This is a genomic window from Sphingomonas sp. SP4 (assembly GCF_058313375.1).
This window is the reverse complement of the sequence record NZ_JBZFLE010000001.1, coordinates 714,558-730,897: the sequence shown is the minus strand read 5'-3', so window position 1 is coordinate 730,897 and position 16,340 is coordinate 714,558. Positions and strand designations below refer to the sequence as shown.

Genomic DNA, 16,340 nt, shown 5'->3' with positions numbered 1-16,340 from the left:
GGCTCAGAAGAGCGTTCCCGCAGCCCGGTCCGTGATCGAGCTGAGCGGGCCGATCAGCAGATAGCCGAGCGGCGAAATGGCAATGGCCGAGATGAGGATCAGGAAGCCCTGGATGGGCTGGTGCGGCCGCGCAAAGGGTTCGGCGGGCTCATCCATGAACATCACTTTGATGATCTTCATGTAATAATAAGCGCCGATCACCGTGCCGAGGATGCCTGCCACGGCGAGCGCGATATAGCCGCTCGCAACCGCCGCATTGAACACCATCAGCTTGGGCCAGAAGCCGAAGAAGGGCGGAATGCCGGCGAGGCTCCACATGAACGCGCTGAGCGCCCATGCGTGACCCGGCCGCGTCTGCGCCAGGCCGGACAGGCTTGCGATGCTTTCGACGGGACGCCCCTGCTCATCACGCATCCACAGCACGCAAAGGAAGGCGCCGAGGGTCATCACGACGTAGACGGCCATGTAGAAGAGCACGGACGAAGCGCCGCGCGGGCCGCCAGCGGCAAGGCCGATGAGTGCGAAGCCGACATTGTTGATCGACGAATAGGCGAGCAGGCGCTTGATGTTCGTCTGACCGAACGCGCCGATAGCTCCGACGAAGATCGACGCGAGGGCGGCGAAGATGACGATCTGTCGCCATGCATCGGTGGCCGGACCGAGTGCTTCGATGCACACGCGGGTAGCGAGGAGGACGGCGGCGACCTTCGGCGCCGTTCCGAAGAACATCGTCACCGGCGTGGGTGCGCCTTCGTAGACATCAGGCGTCCACATGTGGAACGGCACCGCGCTGATCTTGAACGCCAGCCCCGCCAGCAGGAACACAAGACCGAACAGCAGTCCGAGCGACGGGGCTCCGCGAGCGAACGCGGCGGCCATGCCGGTGAAGTTGGTCGTGCCGGTGAAGCCGTAGAGCAGCGAGATTCCATAAAGCAGGATGCCGCTCGCAAGCGCGCCGAGCACGAAATACTTGAGGCCAGCCTCTGCCGAACGCTCGTCCGACCTCCGGTAAGAGGCGAGCACGTAAGCGGCAAGGCTCTGCAGCTCCAGGCCGACGTAGAGCGAGATGAGGCTGGTCGCAGAGACCATGACGCTCATTCCGACGGCACTGAACAGGATCAGCACCGCATATTCGCTGCTGTGCTCCGCGCCGCGGTCAAACCACCCATGCGCCGCGATGATCGCAACCGCGGCGGCCGGGAACATGATGGCCTTGCCAAAGCTTGCGAACAGATCCTCGGTCATGAGGCCGTCGAAGATCGGCCCAGCATGCGACGGATAGCCAATGAGCGACGCAGTCGCGGCCAACAGGAGCGCGATCGCCAGCCAGTTGACCAGGCCGGAGGCGCGACGGCCCCCGAAGGCAGCGACCATCATCAGGACGATGGCGCCGACCGACAGGATCAGCTCGGGCAGGAATGCTTCCAACCGGGCCATTAGTGCATCGCTCCATGTTCGTGCGCAGCCGCGCCCTTACCGAGCGTCAGGTGCGAATCCCCAGCCGGCGCGACACGATCCAGGCGCGTGATGATCCGGCCCACGTCATTGCGGATCGGGCGCAGGAAGCTTTCCGGATAAATACCCATCCAGAAGACAGCGATGACGATCGGTGCCAGCAGCCACCATTCGCGAGCCGACAGGTCGGCCATCTCGGCCGCCTCCGGGGTGCGCGCCTTGCCGAAGCATATCCGCCAATAAAGGTAGAGCATGTACGCGGCCGCGAGGATCGTGCTGAAGCAGGCCGCGATGGCCGCCCAGCTCGACGCCCGGAACGTGCCGACCATGCTGAGGAATTCGCCCGGGAAGTTGCTCGTACCCGGAAGGCCGATGCTCGCCATGGTGAAGACCATGAAAAGCAGCGCATAGCCCGGCATGTTGTCCGAGAGCCCGCCGTAGGCGGCGATCTCGCGCGTGTGCAGCCGGTCGTAGACGACGCCGACGCAGAGGAAGAGAGCGCCCGACACGAAGCCGTGACCAAGCATCACCAGCATCGCGCCCTCGATGCCCTGACGATTCATGGCGAAAAGGCCGAATGTCACGAAGGCCATGTGTGCGACCGACGAATAAGCGATCAGCTTCTTCATGTCGGTCTGAACCAGCGCGACCAGGCTGGTGTAGATCGCGGCGACGGCCGACAGAGCGAACATCAAAGGAATGAATTGCGCCGACCCGTCCGGGAACATCGGCAGCGAGAAGCGAATGAAACCGTAACCGCCGAGCTTCAGGAGGACGCCGGCGAGGATGACCGAGCCTGCCGTCGGCGCCTGCACGTGCGCGTCGGGCAACCAGGTGTGGACCGGCCACATCGGCAGCTTCACCGCGAAGCTCGCGAGGAAGGCAAGGAAGAGGAAGGTCTGCGCTTCCTTCGAGAAGTCGTAGGCCATCAGCGTCGGGATGTCCGACGTGCCTGCCACTGCCCGCATGTAGAGCATGGCGATCAGCATCAGGACCGAGCCGAAGAGCGTATAGAGGAAGAACTTGTAGCTCGCCTTGATCCGCTCGGCGCCGCCCCAGATGCCGATGATGAAGTACATCGGGATCAGGCCGCCTTCGAAGAAGACGTAGAAGAGGAATAGGTCCTGCGCCGCGAAGGAGCCCATGATGAGCGCCTCGATCAGCAGGAAGTAGGCCATGTACTCAGGCACGCGCTTGTCGATCGCGCGCCAGCTAGCCCCGATACAGATGGGCATGAGGAAGGCGGTCAGCGCAATGAGGGTCATCGCGATGCCATCAATGCCCAGCGCCCAGTTGATCCCGCCGCCGAGCGACACGCGCTCAACGAACTGCCACTGCGGTCCGTTAGGGTCGTACGCCTGCCAGAGGTAAATACCCAAGGCGAAGTCGAGCAGGGTCGCAATCAACGCCACCCAGCGCGCGCCGTTCGCATTGAGGAACAGCGCGATCGCAGCCGCGAAGACCGGAATAGCGATCAGCAGGGTCAGCACAGGCAATCCGCTCACTTGGACCACCAGATCGCCCAAGTGGCTGCGCCGATCAGGCCGAGCAGCATCACGAGCGCATAAGAGTAGAGATAACCATTCTGGACCCGCGCCGTGAGCTTGTTGCCGGCCGCGACCGCGACTGCGGCGCCATGCGGGCCGAAGCGGTCGATCGTCCCCTCGTCACCCCGCTTCCACAGTACGCGGCCGAGCCAAAGCGCAGGGCGGACGAACAGGAAGTCGTAGAGCTCGTCGAAATACCATTTGTTCGAGACGAACCGGTAGATCGACGGGAAGGTCTGCACGAAGCGCAGCGGCGCCTCGCGGGTGCGGATGTAATTGTTGTACGCGATGGCGAGGCCGATCAGCATGACGATTGTCGGCGTCAGCTTCACCCACTCAGGCGATTCATGCGCTGCATGCGCGAGGTGCTCGCTGAATGCGATGATCCCGCGCCAATAGGCAGGCGCCGTCTCGGCACCGACGAAGATCGGATGGAACACCTGTCCCGCCGCCAGTGCACCAATCGCCAGCAGGCAGATCGGGACGAGGATCGACAGTGGGCCTTCGTGCGGATGATAGCCGGCGGTTCCGGGCGGCGGCAGGCCGGGGTCATGGGCGCTGTCGCCATGCTCTTCGTCGGAGGATTCGTGCACGCCGTGAACGGCGTGCTGGATGTGCTCCGAGGCTGCCCAGCGAGGTTCGCCGAAGAAGGTCAGGAAGATCAGGCGCCAGGAGTAGAAGCTGGTCAGCAGCGCAGCTAGCGAACCGGTCCAGAAGGCGATCGTACCGGGCACGCTGCCGCTGGCCCACGAAGCCTCGAGGATCGCGTCCTTCGACCAATAGCCGGCGAAGCCGATGCCCGCGACGCCAACGCCGGTGATTGCAAGCGTGCCGATCACCATCACCCAAAAGGTGATCGGGATCTCCTTACGGAGCGCGCCATAGTAACGCATGTCCTGCTCGTGGTGCATCGCGTGGATAACCGAGCCTGCGCCGAGGAACAGCAGCGCCTTGAAGAAGGCGTGCGTGAACAGGTGGAACATCGCGGCGCCATATGCGCCGACGCCCGCCGCGAAGAACATGTAGCCGAGCTGCGAGCAGGTCGAATAAGCGATCACGCGCTTGATGTCGTTCTGGGCGCAGCCGACCGTGGCCGCGAAGATGCAGGTGAAGGCGCCGACATAGGTCACCACGTGGCGCGCCGTCTCGCTCACCTCGAACATCGGCGACAGGCGGCAGACCATGAACACGCCCGCGGTCACCATCGTGGCGGCGTGGATCAGGGCGCTGACCGGAGTCGGGCCTTCCATTGCGTCCGGCAACCAGGTGTGGAGCGGGACCTGCGCCGACTTGCCCATCGCGCCGACGAAGAGGAGCAAGCAAAGCAAGGTCATCGTGTCGACGTGCATGCCGCCAAAGCCGATCGTTGATCCCGCCATGCCCGGAGCAGCAGCGAGGATCGCCGGAATCGAGACAGTGCCGAACACCAGGAAGGTGCCGAAGATGCCGAGCGAGAAACCGAAGTCGCCGACGCGGTTGACTACGAATGCCTTGAGGGCCGCCGCGTTGGCGCTGGGCTTATGGTACCAGAAACCGATCAGCAGGTAGGAGGCGAGACCGACGCCTTCCCAGCCGAAGAACATTTGCACCAGGCTGTCGGCCGTCACCAGCATCAGCATCGCGAAGCTGAACAGCGACAGATAAGCGAAGAAGCGGGGCTGGCTCGGATCGTCCGACATGTAGCCCCAGCTGTAGAGGTGCACGAGCGACGACACCGTCGTGACGACGACCAGCATCACTGCGGTCAAACTGTCGAGCCGCAGCGCCCAGTTCACGTCCAGCGTACCGGACTTGATGAAATCCAGCACCGGCACGACGACCGGCTGCGCGTCGCCGCTGATGTACTGGAAGAAGATCGGCCAGCTCAGCATCGCGCCGATGAACAATGCACCGGTCGTGACGCTCTTGGCGGCGGTCTTGCCGATCCAGCGGCCGAACAGGCCCGCGATGATCGCGGCGATGAGCGGTAGGAATACGATGAAAATCAGGGGGTGCATCAGCCGCGCATCCGGTTGGCGTCGTCCACCGCGATCGAGCCGCGGCGACGGAAGAAGATCACTAGAATGGCAAGGCCGATGGCGGCCTCTGCGGCGGCAACCGTCAGGACGAACATCGCCAGCACCTGCCCAGTCAGGTCGCCGAGGAAAGCCGAGAAGGCCACGAGGTTGATGTTCACCGCGAGCAGGATCAACTCAATCGCCATCAGCATCAGGATGACGTTTCGGCGATTGAGGAAGATCCCGAGCACGCCGATCGTGAACAGAACGGCTGCGACGACGAGATAGTGCGCGAGGCTGATCATAGCTTCATCCCCTCGCCCACGCCCGGATCGACGGTCTTCACCGCCTCTTCCGGCCGCCGTGCAATCTGCTTCCAGATCTTCTGCGGCCGAGTGTCGCGCCGGCTGCGCGACGTGAGGACGATGGCGCCGATCATGGCGACCAGCAGGATCAAGCCCGCGATCTCGAATGGGAACAGGTAGCGGCTGTAAAGCAGCTGACCGAGTGCCACGATATTCGGCTGGGTGGTTGCTGGAATGGCCGTATCGGTCATCCCGGGGCGCGCCTTCCAGGCACTGTCTGCGACAAAGATCTCCGCTAGCAAAACCAGCGCGATGATGATCCCAAACGGCAGTTCTTTCGTGAAGCCGGACCTGAGCTCCGCGAAGTCGATATCGAGCATCATGACGACGAACAGGAACAGCACCGCGACCGCGCCGACGTAGACGATCACCAGCACCATGGCGATGAACTCGGCGCCGACGAGCAGCATCAGCCCCGCCGCGTTGAAGAAGGCGAGGATCAGCCACAGCACCGAATGCACCGGGTTGCGCGCGAAAATCACGCACAGCGCCGGCAGAATGGTGAGCGCAGCGAATAGGTAAAAGGCGATGATAGCAATCAAACGGGGGACCCTGTTGCGGCGCGCTTATCGGTAGGGCGCATCGGCGGCAAGGTTAGCGGCAATCGCCTGCTCCCACTTGTCACCGTTCGCCAGAAGTTTGGCCTTGTCGTAGAGCAGTTCCTCACGCGTTTCGGTCGCGAATTCGAGGTTCGGCCCTTCGACGATCGCATCCACGGGACATGCCTCCTGGCAGAGGCCGCAGTAGATGCATTTGACCATGTCGATGTCGTAGCGCGTGGTGCGGCGGCTGCCGTCCTCCCGCGGTTCGGCTTCGATCGTGATTGCGAGCGCCGGACAAACCGCCTCGCACAGCTTGCACGCGATGCAGCGCTCTTCGCCGTTCGGATAGCGGCGCAGCGCATGCTCACCGCGGAAGCGCGGGCTCTGCGGCGCCTTCTCGTACGGATAGTTGATCGTCGCCTTGGGCTTGAAGAAATACTTCAAGGTCAGCGCGTGAGCCCGCAGGAATTCCCACAGGGTGAAAGCCTTGAGCGTGCGCGTAATCATGCGCCGGCTCCATAACGCGTCAGCATCAGCCATCCAGAGACGAGAACGACAAAAATGAGGCTCAGTGGCAGGAAGATCTTCCAGCCGAGCCGCATCAGCTGGTCATAGCGATAGCGCGGCACCGTCGCCTTCACCCAGCCGAAGCAGAAGAAAAAGAAGGACATCTTCAACAGCAGCCAGATGATGCCGGGCACGAGATAGAGCGGAGCCCAGTCGACCGGCGGCAACCAGCCACCCCAGAACAGGATGGCGTTCAGCGCGCACATCAGGATGACGTTGGCATATTCGCCGAGCCAGAAGAGCGCGAAGCTCATCGACGAATATTCGGTCTGGTGGCCGGCAACGAGCTCGCTCTCCGCCTCGACCAGGTCGAACGGCGTACGGAACGTCTCAGCCATCGAGCTGATGAAGAACACGACCCACATCGGGAACAGCAGGATGTTGAAGAAATAGCCGTTCACGATGCCGAGGCCGTGACCCTTCTGCGCCATCACGATTTCGCTCAGGTTGAACGAGTTGGAATAGAGCACGACGGTGATCAGCACGAAGCCGATAGAAACTTCGTAGCTCACCATCTGCGCTGCAGCGCGCAGCGCAGAGAAGAACGGATATTTGGAGTTGGATGCCCAGCCCGCGACGATCACGCCGTAAACGCCCAGCGAGCTGGCCGCGAGGATGTAGAGTAAGCCGACATTGACGTCCGCCAGGACTACGCCTGCGTCGAAAGGCACCACCGCCCAGACGATCAATGCGACGGTGAAGGTCACAATCGGCGCGATCAGGAACAGGCCCTTGTTCGCGCTCGTCGGGATGATGGTTTCCTTGAGGAAGACCTTCAGGCCGTCGGCGAAGCTCTGCAGCAGGCCCCAGGGACCGACCACGTTCGGACCGCGACGAAGGGCGATAGCCGCCCAGATCTTGCGCTCGGCATAGATGATCATCGCGACCGCCAGCATCAGCGGCAGTGCGATAACGAGGATTCCGATGGTCGTGGCGAGGAACCACGCCCAGTCGTACATCATGCCATGGCGGACGAAGAAGTCGGTCACTCAGCCGCCTCCCGCGTCTCGATGCCATGCACCAGCTCTTCCGAGCATATGCGCATGGTCGGGCTGTTGCGGCAGATGGCGTTGGTGAGGAAGAAGTCCTTGATCGGATAGTTGATCGCGCCTTCCGCCTTGGCGGCGAGCTTCGGCGGCGACCAGGGAAGATCGAGGAGGCCATTGACGCCGAGCTGCGGATATTCGGCAACCATCTGCTGACGAAGCTGCGCGAAACTGTCGAACGGCAGAGTCGAACCGGCCAGCTGCGACACGGCCCGCAGGATCGTCCAATCCTCTCGTGCCTCCCCCGGCGGGAACGCCGCTTTCTCACCGCGCTGCACGCGGCCCTCGGTATTCACATACGTGCCGTGCTTTTCGGCATAGGTCGCACCCGGAAGCACCAGGTCCGCCATTCGTGCACCGGCGTCACCGTGGTGGCCGATGTAGACCTTGAAGGCGCCTTTGAAGCGGTCTGCCGCTACCTCGTCTGCGCCTAGCAGCAGAACAACTTCGGGAGCCGCCGCTTCGACATCGGCGATGCCGCCAGCCTGTGCATAGCGGAGGATCAGAGACGCCATGCGCGACGCAGACGTGTGCAGGACATTGAAGCCGTTCCAGCCATCGCGAACCAGCTTCAGCGAATTGACGAGACCCAGCGCGGCACCAAGACCGCCCGCCGCAAGCGCACCCGCACCAACGATGACCGCCGGACGCTCCGCAGCCGCGAAGGCATCCGCAACATTCTTCGGCAGCTTGCTCAGCAGCTTTAGATCGTTGCCGACCCACTCGACCTTCATGCCGAGGTCGATCTCCGGCCCGACGCCGAACACCTTGCCGCCCTTTCGCGCGACCTTGCGCACGCGCGTCGCGATCAGCGGCGCTTCCCAGCGCAGGTTCGTGCCGATCAGCAGGACCGCGTCAGCATTCTCGATGCCGGCGATGGTCGAGTTGAAGTTGACTGCCGCGAGGCTGGTGACGTCGTAAGCGAGACCGGTCTGGCGGCCTTCAAGCAGCGTCGAACCCTGCGCTTCCAGCAGCTTCTTCGCGGCGTACATTGTCTCGGCATCGAGCAGGTCCCCTGCGATCGCCGCGACCTTCGCGCCGGCCTTCTTGAGGCGCTTGGCGAAGACATCCAGCGCGTCCTGCCAGCTGATCTCGCGTAGCTTGGCCTTCTCGCGCACCCACGGCCGGTCGAGGCGATTACGGACGAGTGCGTCGACGTGATGACGCGTCTTGTCGCTGATCCACTCCTCGTTCACGTCCTCATGGACGCGCGGAAGAATGCGCATGACCTGGCGCTGGCGGACGTCCAGACGGATGTTCGATCCGACCGCATCCATCACGTCGATGCCCGGCACGCGCCGAAGCTCCCATGGGCGCTGCTCGAACAGCTGCGGCTTCTGGAGCAGTGCACCGACCGGGCAAACGTCCGCGAGATTGCCGGCCAGCTCACCGTGGACCGTCCGCTCGAGATAGGTCGTGATCTGGCTGTCCTCGCCGCGGTACAGCATGCCGATCTCGTTCACGCCCGCGACTTCGGACGAGAAGCGGATGCAGCGCGTGCATTGGATGCAGCGGGTCATCGAGGTCTTGATGACCGGACCCATGTACTTGTCGTCGACCGCGCGCTTGTTCTCTTCGAAGCGCGAACCGCTGCGGCCGTAGGCCATCGCCTGGTCCTGAAGGTCGCATTCACCGCCCTGGTCGCAGATCGGGCAGTCGAGCGGGTGGTTGATGAGCAGGAACTCCATCACCCCTTCGCGCGCCTTCTTCACCATCGGCGTGTCGGTCTTGATCGTCTGGCCGTCGGCCGCCGGCAACGCACAGCTCGCCTGCGGCTTGGGCGGTCCCGGAGCGACCTCGACCAGGCACATGCGGCAATTGCCGGCGATCGACAGGCGCTCGTGGTAGCAGAAGCGCGGGATCTCCTTGCCCGCAAGCTCGCAAGCCTGCAGCACGGTCGCGCCCTGCGGGACCTCGATCTCGATGCCGTCGACTGTAACCTTAGGCATCGCCGCCGTCCTTGTCCTTCTCTACAGTGCGCTCGATGGTCGTGACGCGCGGTCCGCTATTCCGGCTCGCGATGATTGCGATCAACGCGACAGCCGCAACGATGATGATGATTGCGGTCGTGCTCACTCCGCCGCCTCCAGCATCGCTCGGCCGGCGCGCTCGGCGATGCGGCGCTCCAGTTCGGGGCGGAAGTGGCGGACGAGGCCTTGGATCGGCCAAGCGGCGGCGTCGCCGAGGGCGCAGATGGTGTGGCCTTCGACCTGCTTGGTAACGTCGATCAGCTTGTCGATGTCCTGGACCTCGGCGTCGCCCTCGCGCAGCCGCTCCATCATGCGCCACATCCAGCCAGCGCCTTCGCGGCACGGGGTGCACTGACCGCAGCTCTCGTGCTTGTAGAAGTAGCTGATGCGGCTGATCGCGCGAACGATGTCGGTCGACTTGTCCATGACGATGACCGCCGCCGTGCCGAGGCCTGAACCGAGCGCCTTCAGCCCGTCGAAATCCATCGGCGCGTCCATGATTTCGGCTGCCGGCACCAGCGGCACCGACGATCCGCCCGGGATCACCGCCAGCAGATTGTCCCAGCCGCCGCGGATGCCGCCGCCGTGGCGGTCGATCAGCTCGCGGAAGCTGATGCCCATCGATTCCTCGACGACGCAGGGAGTGTTGATGTGGCCCGACAGCTGGAACAGCTTCGTGCCCTCATTCTTCTCGCGACCAATGCTTGCAAACCAGGCCGCGCCGCGGCGCAGGATGGTCGGGACGACCGCGATGGACTCGACGTTGTTGACCGTCGTCGGGCAGCCGTAGAGGCCTGCGCCCGCCGGAAACGGCGGCTTGAGGCGCGGCTTGCCCTGCTTGCCCTCGAGGCTTTCGAGCATCGCGGTCTCTTCGCCGCATATGTAGGCGCCCGCACCGCGGTGGACGAACAGGTCGAAGTCGTAGCCTGAGGCCGCGGCATTCTTGCCGAGCAGGCCAGCGTCGTATGCCTCGGCGACCGCATGCTCCAGCACGCGCGCTTCCTGGATGAACTCGCCCCGGATGTAGATATAGCCGGCGCGCGCCCGCATCGCGTAGGCCGCAATCAGTGCGCCTTCGATCAGCTTGTGCGGATCGTGACGGATGATCTCGCGATCCTTGCACGATCCCGGCTCGGATTCGTCGGCGTTGATGACGAGAAAGTTCGGCTTACCGGGCTTCGGCTCCTTGGGCATGAAGCCCCACTTCATGCCGGTCGGGAAGCCAGCGCCGCCGCGGCCGCGCAGGCCCGACGCCTTCACCTCTTCGATGATCGCGTCCTGGCCGACGGCCATTAGGCCCTTGGTGTTGTCCCAATCGCCGCGCGCCTCAGCAGCCTTCAGCCACGGCTCCTGGAAGCCGTAGAGGTTGGTGAAGATACGGTCCTTGTCGGGAAGCGGTCCGGTGTAGCCCATTATCTGATCCGCTTCGTGCCGAACTTGTTCTGCGCGAACATGACAACGCCCACGCAGAGCGCGACGATGATCGCGATCTTGAGCAGGTGAAGGATCGCGCCGAACAACAGGATGCCGATAATGACGGCGATGATGATGCCGATCATTGTGCGCCCTCCCCGGCCGTCGCCGTCCACTGCGAGCGATAGTCGTAGTTGCGCTCAGCCATCTTCTTGAGCGTGGTTGGGCCACCCTCGGGACAGCTGGTCTGGCGCTCGACCTGCGGGCCCGGTCTCGGCATCTTGCCGGCCGCCAGCGCGTCGAGGATCGCGCCCATGCTCTCCTCGGTGAGGTCCTCGTAATTGTCGTCGTTGATCTGGACCATCGGCGCATTGGCGCAGGCGCCGAGGCATTCGACCTCGCTCAGCGTGAAAAGGCCGTCGTCGGTCGTCTTGCCCTTCTTCAGCCCGCGCTTGGCGCAGGCGGTGAAGACGTCGTCCGAGCCGCGCAGCATGCACGGCGTCGTTCCGCAGACCTGCACGTGGAAGCGGCCCACCGGCTCCAGGTTGAACATGGTGTAGAAGGTCGCGACCTCGAGCACGCGGATGTACGAAGTGTCGAGCTCCTTCGCGACAAACTCCATCACCGGGATGGGCAGCCATCCTTGGGTATTCGTCTCCGCCCCGACCTGCCGCTGCGCCAGGTCAAGGAGCGGGATTACCGCCGAGACCTGACGGCCCTCCGGGTAGCGCGCGATATACTTCTTCGCCTCGCGCGCATTCTCGGGCGTCCACTCGAAGCCTTCCCAGCGAGCGCGCTGCTCGGAATTGTCGAGGATACCTGCCTGGCCGGCCATTAGCGGTCCACCTCCCCAAAGACGACGTCGATGGCGGAAAGCACGGCGGTCGTATCCGCGAGCATGTGACCCTTCATCATGAAATCCATCGCCTGCAGGTGCGAGAAGCCGGTCGGGCGGATCTTGCAGCGGTAGGGCTTGTTGGTGCCGTCGGCGACCAGATAGACGCCGAACTCGCCCTTGGGGCTCTCGGTTGCGACGTAAACTTCGCCGGCGGGCACGTGATAGCCTTCGGTGTAGAGCTTGAAGTGGTGGATGAGGGCCTCCATTGAGGTCTTCATCTCCGACCGCGACGGCGGGAAGGCCTTTCGGTCCTCGCTTCCGACCGGGCCCTTCGGGATTTCCCTGAGGCACTGGCGCATGATCTTCGCCGACTGCCGCACTTCCTCTACGCGCACCATGAAACGGTCGTAGCAATCGCCGTTGGTCCCGACCGGAATCTCGAAGTCCATGCGGTCATAGACCTCGTACGGCTGCGACCGGCGAATGTCCCACGGAATGCCCGCCGCGCGGATCATCGGGCCGGAGAAGCCCCAGGCGATCGAATCTTCCTTCGAGACGACGCCGATATCGACGTTGCGCTGTTTGAAGATGCGGTTGTCGGCGACCAGACTGACGGCGTCCTCAAACAGCTGCAGCCGATGGTCGAGCCAGTCCTGCAGGTCGACGAGCATTTTCTCAGGCAAATCGTAGCGGACACCGCCGACACGAAAGTAATTGGCGTGCATGCGCGCACCGGACGCCCGCTCATAGAATTGCAGCGTGTCCTCACGCACCTCGAACATCCAGAGGTTGGGCGTCATCGCGCCCACGTCCATGATGTGGCTGCCGAGGTTGAGCATGTGGTTGGAGATGCGGGTCAGCTCCGCCATCAGAGTGCGGATGTACTGGGCGCGGATCGGCACCTCGAGACCCATCAGCTTCTCGACCGCCAGGACGAAGCTATGCTCCATGCACATCGGCGAGCAGTAGTCGAGCCGGTCAAAGTAAGGCAGCGCCTGCGCGTAAGTCTTATACTCGATCAGCTTCTCGGTGCCGCGGTGAAGCAGGCCGACGTGCGGGTCGACGCGCTCGACGATCTCGCCGTCCAGCTCCATGATCAGGCGAAGCACGCCGTGTGCAGCCGGGTGCTGCGGGCCGAAGTTGATCGTGTAGTTACTGATCGCCTCGTCGCCAGGATCGCGGGGGTGGCCGAGCTCGGTCCCCTGGCCGCCAGCGCCGACGCTGACTTCGACGCGGCGGGGCTTCTTCGGCTGCGCGCCGGTTCCGCCGCCTTCGGTGCGAAGATCGGTGCGGGTGTCGGTCATGCTGGACCTCCGCCCTTACGGGGACGGCCGGAACCCTTCGGCTTGGGATCGGGCCCTGCTTCCGGCTTGCTCACTTCCTTCGCAGCCTTGGCCGCGCGCGGCTTACGTGCCTCCTTCGTGGCCTGAACGTCGGCCGGTTTGCCCGCACCCGTATCGGACGGCTTGTCAGTCGTCTTCGGCGTCTTGGCAGGAGTCTTCACGTTCTCTGCCGAAGGGGCATTGGGCGCAGGTGCAGGCGATGGCGCGCCAGCCGCTTCGGCCGTGGCCTTCTCGTCGCCGGGCAGACGATATTCCGGCCCTTCCCATGGCATGAGGAAATCGAAGGTCCGGAAGTCCTGGGGCAGCGAGACGGGCTCATAAACCACCCGCTTCTCGGCTTCCGAGTAGCGCAGCTCGACATGCCCTGTGAGCGGGAAGTCCTTGCGGAACGGATAGCCCTCAAAGCCATAGTCGGTCAGGATGCGGCGAAGGTCGGGATTACCGACGAACGGAACGCCGTACATGTCGAACACTTCGCGTTCGAGCCAGCCGGCGACGGGCCATAGCCCCGTGACGCTCGGTACCGGCGAGGCCTCGTCGGTCACGACCTTGACCTTGATGCGGCGGTTTTTGGTGAGCGACAGAAGGCAATAGTTCACGTCGAAGCGCTCCGCGCGCTCGGGATAGTCGACGCCGGCGATTTCCATCAGCTGCTGATATTCCAGGCCGGGCGTGTCGCGCAGCGCCCGGCAGACCTCGACGATGCTCTCCCGACGCACGGTCAGCATGATTTCGCCGACATGTTCCGCCGCATCTAGCAGCGCGTCGCCGAGCGCCTTCCTTGCGGCGTCGATCACGCCTTCGTCCGAAGCCATCTTCGGAACATGGGTTGCGAGCTGGACGGGCATCAGCGCTCGATCGTCCCTTCGCGGCGGATCTTCCGCTGGAGCTGCAGGATCCCGTAGAGCAGCGCCTCTGCGGTCGGCGGGCAACCCGGCACGTAGATGTCGACCGGCACGATACGATCGCAGCCGCGCACGACGCTATAGCTGTAGTGGTAATAGCCGCCGCCGTTGGCGCAGCTGCCCATCGAGATGACGTAGCGCGGTTCGCTCATCTGGTCATAAACGCGGCGAAGGGCCGGGGCCATCTTGTTGCAGAGCGTGCCCGCGACGATCATCACGTCCGACTGGCGCGGAGACGCGCGCGGCGCAGCGCCGAAGCGCTCCAAGTCGTAGCGGGGCATGTTCACGTGGATCATCTCGACCGCGCAGCAGGCGAGACCGAAGGTCATCCACCACAGGGAACCGGTACGAGCCCAGGTGAACAGATCCTCGGCGGTCGTGACCATGAAGCCCTTTTCGTCGAGGTTCCGGCGGAGCTCCTCGAGATGCTTCTTGTCGATGTCGCCGGGAACCAGCCCTGCGAGACGAGCAAGCTCATTCTCATTGGGCATCGGGTCTTCGTCGGGGCGGAGCATCACTCCCATTCGAGCGCTCCCTTCTTCCAGGCGTAAGCGAGGCCGAGACCAAGCTCGACGAGGAAGATGATCATTGCGATCCAGCCGGTCCACTTGGTGAAGTCGAGGCTGACTGCCCACGGGAACAAGAACGCGGCCTCAAGGTCGAAGACGATGAACAGGATCGCGACGAGGTAGAAGCGAACGTCGAATTCGGCGCGCGCATCCTCGAAGGCGGGGAAGCCGCACTCATATTCGCTAAGCTTGGCCGGATCCGGCTTGTGAGACCCCGTCAGTCGCGACACGATCATGGGCAGCACGACGAACGCCGTAGAGAGCCCCAACGCGATGATGAGGAACAGCAGGATCGGCAGGTAGCCGGCGGCGACACTTGCCAAGGGAGAACTCCAAAACTCGAATTTGGCGGCGCTTTAGGACAGCGAGTTGCAGGTCGCAACCACTTGACACACTATCTCAAGGCACCTGCGATCAGCTTGTGAAGGCGTGAGTGAATTTCGCCATTGGCGGCGATATATTCGCCACGCTTGAACATCTGGTCCGACCCTCGGTAGTCACTGACGAAACCGCCGGCTTCGCGGACCAGCAAGGTGCCGGCGGCGGTGTCCCACAGATCGAGATCGTCTTCCCAGAAGGCGTCCATGCGTCCGGCGGCGACCCAGGCTAAGTCTAGAGCGGCAGACCCGAAGCGCCGGATTCCGGCGACATTCGGAGCGACGTTCGAATAGATCTTCGCCCACTGCGGAATGTCACCGCGGCCCAGGAACGGGATTCCCGTGCCGATAACGCAATCGGCAAGGTCGCGGCGCGCAGAGACACGCAGGCGGGCGTCGTGAAGCCAGGCACCACGGCCCTTCTCGGCCCAGAAGCCCTCGTCCGTTAGCGGCTGGTAGACGAGACCCTGCGTGATCTCGCTGCCGCCACCCGGCTTCCGCTCCTCGACCGCAATCGAGATCGAGAAATGCGGGATGCCGTGGAGGAAGTTGGTCGTCCCGTCGAGTGGGTCGACGATCCAGCGCGGCTTGTCGGGATTGCCCTCGATCTCCCCGCCTTCTTCGAGCAGCATGCCCCAGTCGGGGCGCGCGTTGCGGAGTTCCTCGACGATGGTCTGCTCGGCGCGCTTGTCCGCCATCGAGACGAAGTCGGCTGGCCCCTTGCGGCTGACCTGCAGCTGCTCGACCTCGCCGAAGTCGCGGCGAAGCCTCGGCGCCGCCTTGCGGGCGGCGCGGGTCATGACGGTGATCAGGCCGGAGTGCGAAACCATGACTCAGTCCGCGCGGCGGACATATTCCCGGTTGTAGACGTCGACGACGATCTTCGTGCCGGCCGTGATGTGCGGCGGAACGAGGACCTTCACACCGTTGTCCAGCACAGCAGGCTTGTAGCTCGAAGAAGCCGTCTGGCCCTTCACCACGGCGTCGGCCTCGACGATCGTCGCTTCGACCTGGTCGGGAAGCTGAACGCTGATCGGGCGCTCGTTGTAGAGCTCCATCACCACGTCCATCCCGTCCTGGAGGAAGTCGCCGGCTTCACCGAGCAAGTCGGCAGGAAGGCTGATCTGCTCGTAATTGTCCTTGTCCATGAAGGTCAGCATGTCGCCATCGTGAAACAGGAACTGGAAGTCCTTGGTGTCGAGGCGGACGCGCTCGACGGTCTCGGCTGAGCGGAAGCGGACATTGGTCTTGCGGCCGTCGATGAGGTTCTTCATCTCGACCTGCATGTAGGCGCCGCCCTTGCCCGGCTGCGTGTGCTGGATTTTCACGGCGCGCCAGATGCCGCCCTCATATTCGATGATGTTGCCGGGACGGATGTCCACGCCGCTGATCTTCATGATCGCCTA

The 16,340-nt window shown here is 63.6% G+C and carries 18 protein-coding genes; all 18 read right to left on the bottom strand.

Annotation, left to right across the window (positions count from 1 at the left end):
- Positions 1-3 precede the first annotated feature (3 nt).
- The gene (gene nuoN, locus AC4GYV_RS03750) at positions 4-1,437 is read right to left on the bottom strand and encodes an NADH-quinone oxidoreductase subunit NuoN (RefSeq protein ID WP_491099317.1); all 1,434 of its coding nucleotides are present in this window, start codon (positions 1,435-1,437) and stop codon (positions 4-6) included.
- Complete coding sequence (locus AC4GYV_RS03745; protein WP_491099316.1) at positions 1,437-2,960, bottom strand: NADH-quinone oxidoreductase subunit M; 1,524 nt, start codon at positions 2,958-2,960, stop codon at positions 1,437-1,439. The genes nuoN and AC4GYV_RS03745 overlap by 1 nt, the downstream gene beginning before the upstream one ends.
- Positions 2,957-4,999: an NADH-quinone oxidoreductase subunit L gene (gene nuoL, locus AC4GYV_RS03740; protein ID WP_491099315.1), complete on the bottom strand. Its 2,043-nt coding sequence runs from the start codon at positions 4,997-4,999 to the stop codon at positions 2,957-2,959. The genes AC4GYV_RS03745 and nuoL overlap by 4 nt, the downstream gene beginning before the upstream one ends.
- Positions 4,999-5,304 carry an NADH-quinone oxidoreductase subunit NuoK gene (nuoK, locus tag AC4GYV_RS03735; protein ID WP_491099314.1) on the bottom strand — a complete coding sequence of 102 codons (306 nt, stop codon included), beginning with the start codon at positions 5,302-5,304 and terminating at the stop codon, positions 4,999-5,001. The genes nuoL and nuoK overlap by 1 nt, the downstream gene beginning before the upstream one ends.
- Positions 5,301-5,906, bottom strand: coding sequence for an NADH-quinone oxidoreductase subunit J (locus AC4GYV_RS03730; RefSeq protein WP_491099313.1), 606 nt, complete (start codon positions 5,904-5,906; stop codon positions 5,301-5,303). Before AC4GYV_RS03730 ends, nuoK begins: the two co-directional genes overlap by 4 nt.
- A gap of 24 nt (positions 5,907-5,930) precedes the next feature.
- Entirely contained in the window at positions 5,931-6,413 is a 483-nt protein-coding gene (gene nuoI, locus AC4GYV_RS03725; RefSeq protein WP_491099312.1) for an NADH-quinone oxidoreductase subunit NuoI, read from the bottom strand.
- Positions 6,410-7,462: an NADH-quinone oxidoreductase subunit NuoH gene (gene nuoH, locus AC4GYV_RS03720; protein ID WP_491099311.1), complete on the bottom strand. Its 1,053-nt coding sequence runs from the start codon at positions 7,460-7,462 to the stop codon at positions 6,410-6,412. Before nuoH ends, nuoI begins: the two co-directional genes overlap by 4 nt.
- Positions 7,459-9,468, bottom strand: a complete 2,010-nt coding sequence (nuoG, locus tag AC4GYV_RS03715) for an NADH-quinone oxidoreductase subunit NuoG (protein ID WP_491099310.1) — start codon at positions 9,466-9,468, stop codon at positions 7,459-7,461. Before nuoG ends, nuoH begins: the two co-directional genes overlap by 4 nt.
- Positions 9,461-9,595 (bottom strand): hypothetical protein, encoded by a 135-nt coding sequence (locus AC4GYV_RS03710; RefSeq protein WP_491099309.1) that lies wholly within the window; start codon positions 9,593-9,595, stop codon positions 9,461-9,463. The genes nuoG and AC4GYV_RS03710 overlap by 8 nt, the downstream gene beginning before the upstream one ends.
- Positions 9,592-10,902, bottom strand: coding sequence for an NADH-quinone oxidoreductase subunit NuoF (nuoF, locus tag AC4GYV_RS03705; protein ID WP_491099308.1), 1,311 nt, complete (start codon positions 10,900-10,902; stop codon positions 9,592-9,594). The genes AC4GYV_RS03710 and nuoF overlap by 4 nt, the downstream gene beginning before the upstream one ends.
- A complete protein-coding gene (locus tag AC4GYV_RS03700; protein WP_491099307.1) occupies positions 10,902-11,048 on the bottom strand; it encodes a hypothetical protein in 147 nt (48 codons plus the stop codon). The genes nuoF and AC4GYV_RS03700 overlap by 1 nt, the downstream gene beginning before the upstream one ends.
- On the bottom strand, positions 11,045-11,737 hold the full coding sequence (gene nuoE / locus AC4GYV_RS03695) for an NADH-quinone oxidoreductase subunit NuoE (protein WP_491099306.1): 693 nt from the start codon (positions 11,735-11,737) through the stop codon (positions 11,045-11,047). The genes AC4GYV_RS03700 and nuoE overlap by 4 nt, the downstream gene beginning before the upstream one ends.
- The gene (locus AC4GYV_RS03690) at positions 11,737-13,044 is read right to left on the bottom strand and encodes an NADH-quinone oxidoreductase subunit D (RefSeq protein ID WP_491099305.1); all 1,308 of its coding nucleotides are present in this window, start codon (positions 13,042-13,044) and stop codon (positions 11,737-11,739) included. Before AC4GYV_RS03690 ends, nuoE begins: the two co-directional genes overlap by 1 nt.
- On the bottom strand, positions 13,041-13,931 hold the full coding sequence (locus tag AC4GYV_RS03685; RefSeq protein WP_491099304.1) for an NADH-quinone oxidoreductase subunit C: 891 nt from the start codon (positions 13,929-13,931) through the stop codon (positions 13,041-13,043). The genes AC4GYV_RS03690 and AC4GYV_RS03685 overlap by 4 nt, the downstream gene beginning before the upstream one ends.
- Positions 13,931-14,479, bottom strand: coding sequence for a NuoB/complex I 20 kDa subunit family protein (locus AC4GYV_RS03680; RefSeq protein WP_491100381.1), 549 nt, complete (start codon positions 14,477-14,479; stop codon positions 13,931-13,933). Before AC4GYV_RS03680 ends, AC4GYV_RS03685 begins: the two co-directional genes overlap by 1 nt.
- Positions 14,480-14,502: 23 nt before the next feature.
- On the bottom strand, positions 14,503-14,880 hold the full coding sequence (gene ndhC / locus AC4GYV_RS03675) for an NADH-quinone oxidoreductase subunit A (RefSeq protein ID WP_491099303.1): 378 nt from the start codon (positions 14,878-14,880) through the stop codon (positions 14,503-14,505).
- Positions 14,881-14,951: 71 nt separating this feature from the next.
- On the bottom strand, positions 14,952-15,764 hold the full coding sequence (locus AC4GYV_RS03670) for an inositol monophosphatase family protein (protein WP_491099302.1): 813 nt from the start codon (positions 15,762-15,764) through the stop codon (positions 14,952-14,954).
- Between the two features lie 3 nt (positions 15,765-15,767).
- Entirely contained in the window at positions 15,768-16,331 is a 564-nt protein-coding gene (efp, locus tag AC4GYV_RS03665; RefSeq protein WP_491099301.1) for an elongation factor P, read from the bottom strand.
- Between the last annotated feature and the right edge of the window lie 9 nt (positions 16,332-16,340).